General features: G+C 46.2%; 7 protein-coding genes, 15 tRNA genes and 1 rRNA gene (1 of these 23 only partly in view). 1 reads left to right on the forward strand and 22 read right to left on the reverse strand.

Features of this window, described 5'->3' with window-relative positions; translation table 11 throughout:
* Positions 1–141: 141 nt before the first annotated feature.
* From KAI37_RS21380 to KAI37_RS21405, 6 genes are all read right to left on the reverse strand, one after another.
* Positions 142–693: a TetR/AcrR family transcriptional regulator gene (locus KAI37_RS21380; RefSeq protein WP_071642898.1), complete on the reverse strand. Its 552-nt coding sequence runs from the start codon at positions 691–693 to the stop codon at positions 142–144.
* A gap of 384 nt (positions 694–1,077) precedes the next feature.
* Positions 1,078–1,317: a NifU family protein gene (locus KAI37_RS21385; RefSeq protein ID WP_013373004.1), complete on the reverse strand. Its 240-nt coding sequence runs from the start codon at positions 1,315–1,317 to the stop codon at positions 1,078–1,080.
* A 321-nt stretch (positions 1,318–1,638) separates the two neighbouring features.
* The gene (sufB, locus tag KAI37_RS21390; protein ID WP_023990245.1) at positions 1,639–3,036 is read right to left on the reverse strand and encodes a Fe-S cluster assembly protein SufB; all 1,398 of its coding nucleotides are present in this window, start codon (positions 3,034–3,036) and stop codon (positions 1,639–1,641) included.
* A gap of 43 nt (positions 3,037–3,079) precedes the next feature.
* Positions 3,080–4,387: a Fe-S cluster assembly protein SufD gene (sufD, locus tag KAI37_RS21395; RefSeq protein WP_372238715.1), complete on the reverse strand. Its 1,308-nt coding sequence runs from the start codon at positions 4,385–4,387 to the stop codon at positions 3,080–3,082.
* Between the two features lie 23 nt (positions 4,388–4,410).
* A complete protein-coding gene (gene sufC, locus KAI37_RS21400) occupies positions 4,411–5,187 on the reverse strand; it encodes a Fe-S cluster assembly ATPase SufC (protein ID WP_023990247.1) in 777 nt (258 codons plus the stop codon).
* Positions 5,168–5,689, reverse strand: coding sequence for a MarR family transcriptional regulator (locus KAI37_RS21405; protein ID WP_023990248.1), 522 nt, complete (start codon positions 5,687–5,689; stop codon positions 5,168–5,170). Before KAI37_RS21405 ends, sufC begins: the two co-directional genes overlap by 20 nt.
* A gap of 667 nt (positions 5,690–6,356) precedes the next feature.
* Between KAI37_RS21405 and KAI37_RS26580 the strand changes: the two genes are divergently transcribed.
* A complete protein-coding gene (locus KAI37_RS26580; protein ID WP_258383008.1) occupies positions 6,357–6,854 on the forward strand; it encodes a tyrosine-type recombinase/integrase in 498 nt (165 codons plus the stop codon).
* 257 nt (positions 6,855–7,111) lie between these two features.
* Here KAI37_RS26580 and KAI37_RS21415 read toward each other — a convergent pair.
* The 16 genes from KAI37_RS21415 to KAI37_RS21490 form a co-directional block, all read right to left on the reverse strand.
* A tRNA-Leu gene (locus KAI37_RS21415) sits at positions 7,112–7,190 on the reverse strand.
* 11 nt (positions 7,191–7,201) lie between these two features.
* A tRNA-Cys gene (locus KAI37_RS21420) sits at positions 7,202–7,276 on the reverse strand.
* A gap of 12 nt (positions 7,277–7,288) precedes the next feature.
* A tRNA-Gly gene (locus KAI37_RS21425) sits at positions 7,289–7,360 on the reverse strand.
* Positions 7,361–7,367: 7 nt separating this feature from the next.
* Positions 7,368–7,442: transfer RNA gene (locus KAI37_RS21430), tRNA-Gln, on the reverse strand.
* Between the two features lie 10 nt (positions 7,443–7,452).
* Positions 7,453–7,525, reverse strand: a tRNA-His gene (locus tag KAI37_RS21435).
* 17 nt (positions 7,526–7,542) lie between these two features.
* Positions 7,543–7,616, reverse strand: a tRNA-Trp gene (locus tag KAI37_RS21440).
* Positions 7,617–7,623: 7 nt separating this feature from the next.
* Positions 7,624–7,709, reverse strand: a tRNA-Tyr gene (locus KAI37_RS21445).
* Between the two features lie 5 nt (positions 7,710–7,714).
* Positions 7,715–7,790: transfer RNA gene (locus KAI37_RS21450), tRNA-Thr, on the reverse strand.
* A gap of 22 nt (positions 7,791–7,812) precedes the next feature.
* A tRNA-Phe gene (locus KAI37_RS21455) sits at positions 7,813–7,885 on the reverse strand.
* A gap of 37 nt (positions 7,886–7,922) precedes the next feature.
* Positions 7,923–7,999 (reverse strand) — tRNA-Asp (locus KAI37_RS21460).
* Positions 8,000–8,014: 15 nt separating this feature from the next.
* Positions 8,015–8,091, reverse strand: a tRNA-Met gene (locus KAI37_RS21465).
* A gap of 26 nt (positions 8,092–8,117) precedes the next feature.
* Positions 8,118–8,193 (reverse strand) — tRNA-Val (locus KAI37_RS21470).
* Between the two features lie 68 nt (positions 8,194–8,261).
* Positions 8,262–8,333: transfer RNA gene (locus KAI37_RS21475), tRNA-Glu, on the reverse strand.
* Positions 8,334–8,350: 17 nt separating this feature from the next.
* A tRNA-Ser gene (locus tag KAI37_RS21480) sits at positions 8,351–8,442 on the reverse strand.
* A gap of 3 nt (positions 8,443–8,445) precedes the next feature.
* A tRNA-Asn gene (locus KAI37_RS21485) sits at positions 8,446–8,521 on the reverse strand.
* A 67-nt stretch (positions 8,522–8,588) separates the two neighbouring features.
* Positions 8,589–11,473 (reverse strand): 23S ribosomal RNA (locus KAI37_RS21490) (it continues 46 nt past the right edge of the window).

Here is an 11,473-nt window from a genome sequence, read left to right on the forward strand (position 1 = left end):
TTCCTTTTCGTATCTCTTTATTCAACATCAGGTAAACTTCATTATTCTTTTTCAAAAACAATTGAAACTAAAATTGTTTTCTTAGTTTTCATATACAAAAATGGCCTCTTCAAATATGCAGCATATTGTTGAGGCTATTTTTTATTTTTCGACCAATCCGAACAACAAAATATCTACAATAGAATAAGTTGCTTCCTCTACCGTCACACTGTTATCCAGAAAGAAACGCTGATCAAGCGTTAAATTTACAGATTCAATAATAAGCTTCATGATCAGAGCCTCATTTTTATTCACAATAATTCCTTCTCGGATGCCTTCCTGAATTAATGTTCTAATCGGAGACCAGTCATTTAAATCGGCATGCACCCTTTTCCATTGCTCAGGATAATACTTTTTCATCTGGTCCAATATTCTTAAATCGTAAAACTTATAATACAGAGGCATGACCCTAATCGACTGCTTAATCTTGTCTAACAAAGATAATTCATTATTCCCAATAATTTGATCTGTTTTCCGAATCATATCATCATTAGTACGCTCAATAAGTGTTTCTAAAATAAGCGTCTTAGACGAAAAATGTTCATACAACGTACGCTTACTAATGGCGAGTCTTTTCGCAAGATCATCCATCGTAAATTTCAAACCATTTTCATGAACTTCCTCTACAAAAGCCTCCAAAATTCTTTCCTGCATATTCGTCCTCATTTCTTTCGCGCTCAGTAAACTAGAAAAGTTTTTTCAGTACCATCATCTTACGATAAGATCAAAGCGCTGGTCAAATCCATGTTAACCTTGTTGCTAAAATCATGAATATATAATAAAAAGGATGATAAAATGCCTTTAAGCATTTTATCATCCTTTTGTGTATACCGACGAGAGGACTCGAACCTCCACGGTTTCCCACTCGATACCGAATACAATCTTGATAATACTTTGTTTGATAAAGTAAAAAAGTGTTGCTCGTCGATTTCGACCCGCAAGGTAATCTGTCGATGTACTTTGGTATTGAGCAGCGGGATCAACTTCCGTAGCTATGGTCTGCGACAGGACTAACTCAGTTGCTCAGTATCAAGGAATTTAGAATACTTGTACAACTTCTTTAATATCATCAATTTCCTCAAGAATTGCGCGCTCAATAGCAACCTTTAACGTAATCGTAGCACTTGGGCAACCATTGCAAGCTCCCAAAAATCTTAGTTTTGCTATACCGTTCTCAACCTCGACCAGTTCAGCATCTCCACCGTCACGCAGTAAGAAAGGACGTAGTTTGAGAAGAACTTCCGATACTTCATCGAATAAAACTCCATTTTCATCCATTATGTCAACTCCTCCCATTGTTTTACCAACCGTCAATTCAGACCTTTTTTCACCCTAGATCGTCTGAGTGATCCTTTGCTTTTTGCCTAAGAGTGACCTCTTGATCCGAAAGTTCCCTTATAAGCGTATGAATAGAGTCTAAAGGTATCATCACACCACAACATGCGCTCAATCCTGACAGCATATTGAAGCAGAACTGAAGTTTTCGTATCTCTCGGGTAATTTGAGCTAGTTCTGAATCGTCCGAATTATTTTTCTTCATTACTAGCACCTCGCACTTCTTTAAAGAATGATAAAGGTTTGATCTATTAAATTAATGAATCAACCGATGCTTCCTTCCATCTCAAATTGAATCAACCGATTCATTTCAACGGCATATTCCATTGGCAATTCTTTGGTAAACGGTTCAATAAAGCCCATTACAATCATTTGTGTAGCATCTTGTTCTGTAAGCCCGCGGCTCATTAAGTAAAACAATTGTTCCTCGGACACTTTGGATACTGTTGCCTCGTGCTCCAAAGTAATCTGATCGTTTTTAATTTCATTGTACGGAATCGTATCTGATGTTGACATGTTGTCCAATATCAACGTATCGCACTTAATATTGGACTTGGACCCTGCGGAATCGCGGCTGAAGCTGGACAACCCTCGGTAGTTTACTTTTCCGCCCTGCTTGCTGATGGATTTGGATATAATCGTAGATGTTGTCTCGGGAGCAAGGTGAATTACCTTCGCGCCAGCATCTTGATGCTGATCTTTACCGGCTACGGCAATAGACAGGATGGACCCCTTGGCTCCCCGTCCTTTCAATAATACTGCCGGATACTTCATTGTTACCTTGGAGCCGATGTTGCCGTCCACCCATTCCATTGTGGCATTTTCTTCTGCCACAGCCCTTTGGGTTACCAAGTTGTAGATATTAGGAGCCCAATTCTGAATGGTCGTGTAACGGACACGGGAATCTTTCCGGCAAATAATTTCAATAACTCCACTATGCAGAGAACTGGTACTATAAATAGGTGCTGTACATCCTTCAACATAATGGACAAAGCTGCCCTCTTCGGCAATAATTAATGTCCGCTCGAATTGACCCATATTTTCAGAATTAATACGGAAATAACCTTGTATAGGAACCTCGCACTGAACACCCTTCGGAATGTATACAAAGCTACCGCCTGACCAAACCGCACTATTAAGCGCCGCAAATTTATTGTCGGCGGGAGGGATGATCGTCCCAAAATGTTGCTTAAACACTTCGGGGTATTGCTTTAATGCACTATCCGTATCAAGGAAAATAACGCCCTGATCCTCCAGTTCTTTCCGCATGCTGTGATAAACTACTTCCGACTCATATTGAGCGGATACGCCCGCCAGGAATTTTTGCTCCGCTTCAGGGATTCCCAGCTTGTCAAAGGTTGCTTTGATCTCGGAAGGAACCTCCTCCCAGGTCTTTCCCTGTTTTTCAGAAGGGCGAACGTAATACTGGATGTCATCAAGATTTAGCCCGGTCAAATCCGCTCCCCATTCAGGCATCGGCATTTTGTAGAATTGATTTAAAGCTTTCAACCGAAAATTGAGCATCCACTCCGGCTCTTCCTTGATTCGGGAAATTTCCCGGACAATCTCTTCCGTCAGACCTTTTCCAGATTGAAAAATAGACTGGTGCTTGTCGCGAAACCCATATTTATATTCGCCCATATCTGGTGCTTTTTTAGCCATTAGTATCACTCCTTTTTAACCTTTCAAGATTCATTTTGATTTGCTATGATCTGCCGAGCTTGCTTTCCACTAAATCTTTTAGGCGACTGCGAACACCTTCCAGTGGGATCTCCGAAATGACAGGAGCGAGAAATCCGAAAATAACAAGATGTTCGGCTTCACTCCGTGATATCCCGCGCGACATCAGATAATAGATTTGCTCTGCATTTACTTGCCCCACGGATGCAGCATGACCCGCGGTTACATCATCCTCATCTATCAGCAGGATCGGATTGGCATCACCGCGAGCTTTAGGACTTAGCATAAGCACGCGTTCTGTTTGCTGACCATCACAATGGGTTGCACCTTTTTCAATCTTTGTAATGCCGTTGATAATGGCCGTAGCTTCTTCAAGCATGACTGCACGCGTAATCATCTGGCTTACCGAGCTTCTGCCAAAATGCTGAGCTTGAGTTGTATAGCTCGATTTTTGATTGCCCGTGCCAATAGCAATCACCTTATTGTCGGAGACCGCCCCGTTGCCTTGTAGCAAAGTCTTGGTATCGCTGGCGGTATAACCATTGTTCATCTCACCGATAATCCATTCCACACCCCCATCAGCAAGAACGACCGCCCGTCGCTGGGTGAAATCTGTTGTAGTTGCAGCAAGCTGATGAACCGAAGCTACTTGCACCTTTGAGCCCGCCCCCGCGAAGACCTCCGTCACACCGTTATGCAATACCTTGACATCATCACCACTCGATACACAATTATCCACATAAGTGATCTTGCTGTTGCTCCCTGCCACAATTAAGACGTGAGGAGCAAAACACACACCGCTTGTATCGTTAAGAAAGATCGCTTGAATAGGTGCTTCAACCTCTACACCGTCTGGGACATATAGAAAAACGCCACCACTCCATAAGGCACTGTGTGCAGCAGATAAACGATGTTCTTCTGGCTTTACTGCCTGAAAGAGATAACGTTGAACCAGCTCCTCATGCTCTTTTGCCGCAGTATGCAGATCCGTTAAAATGACTCCCTGGGCGGCTAAGCTCTCGGACAATTTCGTATACACTACATCCGAGTTGAACTGAACGATTAGTCCGCCTTTCACCGGAGAAGCAACCAAACCTCGAACAACCTCCGGCACTTCCTCCAAACTAGACCACGCATTCTCAGCTTTGTAATCTCCACTTTCGTAGATATCCCATTTTTCAAGATTGATTTTCTCCACTTTAGGCAACTCCAGCGTCCCTGCCAGTTCGAGTGCGTGAACGCGGCGTTCAATCAGCCAACGAGGTTCATCCTTAGCGCTTGACCATGCGCGTAAATCGTCCACATTCATTGAAACTCTAGCTTGTATATCCACGTGCTGTTCCTCCTCTCCGGCTTTTAAGCTTCCCTTACCGTCTCATCCGTAATCCCAAGTTCCTCCTTCACCCAATCGTATCCTTCAGCCTCCAAACGGTGGGCAAGCTCCGGACCGCCAGATTTAACTATCCGGCCTTGCATCATGACATGCACAAAATCCGGGGTAATATAATTCAACAGTCGTTGATAATGGGTGATGATTAAAAAGCCTCTATCCGGGCTGCGCATCTCATTTACGCCATTGGCCACAATACGCAGTGCATCAATATCAAGCCCTGAGTCCACTTCATCCAGGATCACAAACTTGGGTTCAAGTAGCATCATTTGCAGAATCTCATTCCGCTTTTTTTCACCTCCAGAGAATCCCTCATTCAAATAACGATGCACAAATTCCGGGTTCATCTCCAGCCCCTTCATTTTGCTCTCCATTTCACGGATAAAACGGATTAAGGATATCTCATCGCCTTCTTCACGCCGTGCATTGATGGCACTTCTGAGAAAGTCCGAGTTGGTCACGCCAGCAATTTCACTTGGGTATTGCATAGCGAGGAACAAGCCTGCCTGGGCTCGCTCATCCACCTCCATCTCCAGAAGGTCTTCATTGTCCAATGTCACCTTACCGCCAGTAACCTCATATTTGGGATGGCCCATTAAAGCTGAAGCCAATGTACTTTTTCCCGTCCCATTAGGCCCCATAATCGCATGAATCTCTCCGCCATGAATCTCCAGTGTGAGCCCTTTTAAAATTTCTTTCCCTTCAATCTTGGATCTTAATTCCTCAATCTTTAATGTCGTCATTTATCGTAAACTTCCCTTCGGAGTATTCTTCGGCACGCGCCACCAAATCACTCATAAATTTTCCAATAGTCTGCAGCTCAACCTCTGAATAGGATTCAATGAATTGGTAAAACCTTTCTTCTTTTTCTTTGTGCAGTTCTTTATGCAAATGATAAACGTGTCTTCCCTTATCCGTTAAACTAAAGTAAATCTCCTTACGATTGCTGTTCAGTTGACTTCTCATAATGAAGCCCATTTCCAGCAGCTTTGCACTAATTTTAGTAATGCTGGCTTTGGACAACCCCATCTTCTCCACAATCCCGGTATGATTTATCGGTTCATAATCACCAATGCAATCAATAACGTGTACACTAGTAATATTGTTGGAGAGCATGTCAATCTGGTACTTTCTGGCCTGTTGCCGAAACGAGTTAAATTCTTGTTCAGTATACAGCTCATTCAGATGTAGCATTTTAATATATTGCTCGTAAAGATGACCTTTAAAATGATTTTGAAACTCCAATTTCCCAATCTCCCCTCTCTTGTAGTAGTTGCAGACCAAGTTCAGTGTCACCATTAGATTATTTTTTGTTCACTAGTGAACAAAATTATATTAACATAATTGATATTGATAATCAATATCAATTATGTTAAATGTGACGCAATTTTGGAGGCGCTTTTCATGGGTTTGTTGTCATTGTCATCGGCCTCATGCTGTGTTTTGACTAGGGCACGTCCCGGAAATGGTTTTGCCTACCTCTGATCAATCCTGCTTTGAAAATCCATTCCGAAGATCAACCGGTATTTGAAAAAGGATCGGGTTCACCCTCTGGAGTTATTGAAAGAGGAGAAAGCGCAACGGGACATCCGCCTAACTGTAAAGATGAGAATGGTAAACGATAACCAAAATGGATCCCTACGGGGCTTAAGATAAAAGGAACCAAGAAAAGAGCCGAAATCTTGCTTCAGGAAGCCAGGAAGAATTATCATATGGAAGGACAAGCACTCGCGGTTGAAAACGAAGATATGCTGTAAGAGTAAAAGCGGCTACCCATCCAGTAATAGCAAAAGGCTGTTCGCAGACTTTATGCTTCAATGGCTAGAGATGATGAAAAACAGTATCGGGCTTATCTCCTATTCCGACACTGTAAAAGGCCGCGTAGATCCTTTTTCCGAAAGAAAGGGATGTATTGCTTGATGATTTAACTACAGAGGATTTTCAGACCTTGTATACCCATGAAATGAATGTGCAAGGTGTCAGCGCCAATACCGTTATTCATTACCACGCGAACATTTGCAGAGCCCTTCAGTATGCCGTGAAAATAAAGCTGATTGTAGCGAATCTCCCTGACTTATTTGAAAGCCCAAAAAAGAACAATTACGTCGTGAGCTTTTACAATGCCGAGGAGCTGGATCAACTCCTCGCAGTAATCCGAGGCGAAAGAATTGAGCTTTCCGTTATCCTGGCTGCCTTTTATGGGTTAAGCCGAAGCGAGGTCGTAGGATTAAAATGGTCGGCTATTGATTTATTGAATTGGACTATTAGTATTAAACATACCGCCACATCGGGCAATTTGAATGGTAGATATATTGAAATTGAAAAGGACCGAACCATGAATAAAGCCAGTCGCCGTATACTGCCACTGGTGGACACGTTCTATGAGCTTCTGATTCGTATGAAGGAATAACAGGAATCCTATCGCTTATCTTCTGACAATTCTTATTGTCTTGAATACCTGGAGTATATTTATGTAGATGTATTAGGGGTAAGCATGAAAGAAGTTCAGGAATGGCTGGGTCACAGTGATTACGCAATAATAGCCAATATTTATTCGTATTTGGAGTACAACTCGAAAGTATCTTCAGCTCAAACAATGAGTGAGGTACTAAAACTCGAATAAAAAAAGCTCACTAGAGAATGTCTCTAATGAACTCTTTTAGTTAATACCGGCGAGAGGACTCGAACCTCCACGGTTTCCCACTCGATTTTGAGTCGAGCGCGTCTGCCATTCCGCCACGCCGGCGTATTCAATTATGGAGGCGCCACCCAGATTTGAACTGGGGAATAAAGCTTTTGCAGAGCTTTGCCTTACCACTTGGCTATGGCGCCAGAGTGTAACAAAGCGGACGACGGGAATCGAACCCGCGACCCTCGCCTTGGCAAGGCGATGCTCTACCGCTGAGCCACGTCCGCATAAAGATGGCTGGGGATATAGGATTTGAACCTATGCATGACGGAGTCAAAGTCCGTTGCCTTACCGCTTGGCTAATCCCCAATAAGTAAAGGGCGGCCGATGGGGCTTGAACCCACGAATGCCGGAGTCACAGTCCGGTGCGTTAACCACTTCGCCACGACCGCCGCAAGTAATGAATAATTGGCAGGGGCAGCAGGAATTGAACCCACACCAACGGTTTTGGAGACCGTTGTTCTACCTTTAAACTATGCCCCTATAAAACTGGTGGAGGATGATGGATTCGAACCACCGAACCCGTAAGGGAGCAGATTTACAGTCTGATGCGTTTGGCCACTTCGCTAATCCTCCAAAAATGGTGCCGGCGAGAGGACTTGAACCCCCAACCTACTGATTACAAGTCAGTTGCTCTACCAGTTGAGCTACACCGGCACATAAAATATTCAATTAAAAGTGGCTCGGGACGGAATCGAACCGCCGACACGAGGATTTTCAGTCCTCTGCTCTACCGACTGAGCTACCGAGCCTTATTATAAGGCTCTTCATTAAACATTGTATTACTAATGGCGGAACTGACGGGATTCGAACCCGCGATCTCCTGCGTGACAGGCAGGCATGTTAGGCCTCTACACCACAGTTCCATAATAAATTTTAATTGGTTGCGGGGGCAGGATTTGAACCTGCGACCTTCGGGTTATGAGCCCGACGAGCTACCGAACTGCTCCACCCCGCGACAATAATAAATATTTAATTTTCAAATGGTGGAGGCTGAGGGGCTCGAACCCCCGACCCTCTGCTTGTAAGGCAGATGCTCTCCCAGCTGAGCTAAGCCTCCACAATTAAGCACTTCTCATATTATACCATAATGAACTTTTTATTGCAAGTTCTTTTATGATATTTTTATGACCCGTAGGGGATTCGAACCCCTGTTACCTCCGTGAAAGGGAGGTGTCTTAACCCCTTGACCAACGGGCCATGCAATAAAATAATTATGGCGGAGAGAGAGGGATTCGAACCCTCGAGACGCTTTTGGCGCCTACACGATTTCCAATCGTGCTCCTTCGGCCAACTCGGACACCTCTCCATATGGCTCCCCGAACAGGACTCGAACCTGTGACAACTCGATTAACAGTCGAGTGCTCTACCAACTGAGCTATCAGGGAATATTAAGCATTTGTTTCAAGGTTACACCCTGAAAACTGGATCCGAAACTCATTTGCGTTTTATTTTTAGGATAAGCCCTCGACCGATTAGTATTGGTCAGCTCCATGCATTACTGCACTTCCACCCCCAACCTATCTACCTCGTCGTCTTCAAGGGGTCTTACTAATTGGGAAATCTCATCTTGAGGGGGGCTTCACGCTTAGATGCTTTCAGCGCTTATCCCTTCCGTACATAGCTACCCAGCGGTGCTCCTGGCGGAACAACTGGTACACCAGCGGTACGTCCATCCCGGTCCTCTCGTACTAAGGACAGCTCCTCTCAAATTTCCTACGCCCACGACAGATAGGGACCGAACTGTCTCACGACGTTCTGAACCCAGCTCGCGTACCGCTTTAATGGGCGAACAGCCCAACCCTTGGGACCTACTTCAGCCCCAGGATGCGATGAGCCGACATCGAGGTGCCAAACCTCCCCGTCGATGTGGACTCTTGGGGGAGATAAGCCTGTTATCCCCAGGGTAGCTTTTATCCGTTGAGCGATGGCCCTTCCATGCGGTACCACCGGATCACTAAGCCCGACTTTCGTCCCTGCTCGACTTGTAGGTCTCGCAGTCAAGCTCCCTTCTGCCTTTGCACTCTTCGAATGATTTCCAACCATTCTGAGGGAACCTTGGGGCGCCTCCGTTACTCTTTAGGAGGCGACCGCCCCAGTCAAACTGCCCACCTGACACTGTCCTCGCACCGGATCACGGTACCAAGTTAGAACCTAGATACGATCAGGGTGGTATCCCAAGGATGCCTCCTCTCAAGCTGGCGCTCAAGATTCAACGGCTCCCACCTATCCTGTACAGATCGTACCCAAATTCAATATCAAGCTGCAGTAAAGCTCCATGGGGTCTTTCCGTCTTGTCGCGGGTAACCTGCATCTTCACAGGTATTAAAATTTCACCGGATCTCTCGTTGAGACAGCGCCCAAGTCGTTACGCCATTCGTGCGGGTCAGAATTTACCTGACAAGGAATTTCGCTACCTTAGGACCGTTATAGTTACGGCCGCCGTTTACTGGGGCTTCGGTTCATAGCTTCGCCCCGAAGGGCTTACCACTCCCCTTAACCTTCCAGCACCGGGCAGGCGTCAGCCCGTATACTTCGCCTTGCGGCTTCGCACAGACCTGTGTTTTTGCTAAACAGTCGCTTGGGCCTTTTCACTGCGGCCCCCTCGGGCTATTCACCCTACCGAGGCACCCCTTCTCCCGAAGTTACGGGGTCATTTTGCCGAGTTCCTTAACGAGAGTTCTTCCGCGCGCCTTAGAATTCTCTTCTCGCCTACCTGTGTCGGTTTGCGGTACGGGCACCTTCTCCTGGCTAGAGGCTTTTCTTGGCAGTCTGAGATCATGACCTTCGCTACTACAATTTTCGCTCCCCATCACAGCCCAGCCTTAACGATGTGCGGATTTGCCTACACACCAGCCTCACTGCTTAGACGGACATCCATCAGTCCGCGTCACTACCCTACTGCGTCACCCCATCGCTCATAACGGATTACGGTGGTACAGGAATTTCGACCTGTTGTCCTTCGACTACGCCTATCGGCCTCGCCTTAGGTCCCGACTTACCCTGAGCGGACGAACCTTCCTCAGGAACCCTTAGGCTTTCGGCGGATCTGATTCTCACAGATCTTTTCGTTACTCATACCGGCATTCTCACTTGAATGCAGTCCAGCGCTCCTTACGGTACACCTTCAACCCGCATTCAACGCTCCCCTACCCCTGATGCATAAGCATCAAGCCATAGCTTCGGTGGTGTGTTTAGCCCCGTTACATTTTCGGCGCAGAGTCACTCGACCAGTGAGCTATTACGCACTCTTTCAATGGTGGCTGCTTCTAAGCCAACATCCTGGTTGTCTGTGCAACTCCACATCCTTTCCCACTTAACACACACTTGGGGACCTTAGCTGATGGTCTGGGCTGTTTCCCTTTCGACAATGGATCTTAGCACTCACTGTCTGACTCCCGGAACTAAATCTATGGCATTCGGAGTTTGACTGAGCTTGGTAACCCTTGCGGGCCCCGCACCCAATCAGTGCTCTACCTCCACGATTCTTTTTTCCGAGGCTAGCCCTAAAGCTATTTCGGGGAGAACCAGCTATCTCCGGGTTCGATTGGAATTTCTCCGCTACCCCCACCTCATCCCCGCATTTTTCAACATGCGTGGGTTCGGGCCTCCAGTGCGTGTTACCGCACCTTCACCCTGGACAGGGGTAGATCACCCGGTTTCGGGTCTACGTCCACGTACTCAAGTCGCCCTATTCAGACTCGCTTTCGCTGCGGCTTCAGCTCTTCACCTTAACCTTGCACGGGAACGTAACTCGCCGGTTCATTCTACAAAAGGCACGCCATCACCCATAGATCGGGCTCTGACTTCTTGTAAGCACACGGTTTCAGGATCTATTTCACTCCCCTTCCGGGGTGCTTTTCACCTTTCCCTCACGGTACTGCTTCACTATCGGTCGCCAGGGAGTATTTAGCCTTGGCAGATGGTCCTGCCGGATTCATACGGGGTTTCACGTGCCCCGCACTACTCGGGATCCGTCTCGGAGAGAACAAGTTTTGAATTACAGGGCTTTTACCTTCTCTGGCGGGCCTTTCCAGACCTCTTCATCTAACCGGTTCCTTTGTAACTCCATGTGAGACGTCCCACAACCCCAAGGAGCAAGCTCCTTGGTTTGGGCTAATCCGCGTTCGCTCGCCGCTACTGACGGAATCACTATTGTTTTCTCTTCCTCAGGGTACTTAGATGTTTCAGTTCCCCTGGTCTGCCTCTATTCTGCCTATGTATTCAGCAGAAAGTGACTGTCGATGAAGACAGCCGGGTTTCCCCATTCGGACATCCCCGGATCAAAGCTTGCTTACAGCTCCCCGAGGCCTTATCGTTGTTCGCCACGTCCTTCGTCG

The organism is Paenibacillus sp. S25 (assembly GCF_019454085.1).
Lineage (GTDB): Bacteria > Bacillota > Bacilli > Paenibacillales > Paenibacillaceae > Paenibacillus > Paenibacillus polymyxa_B.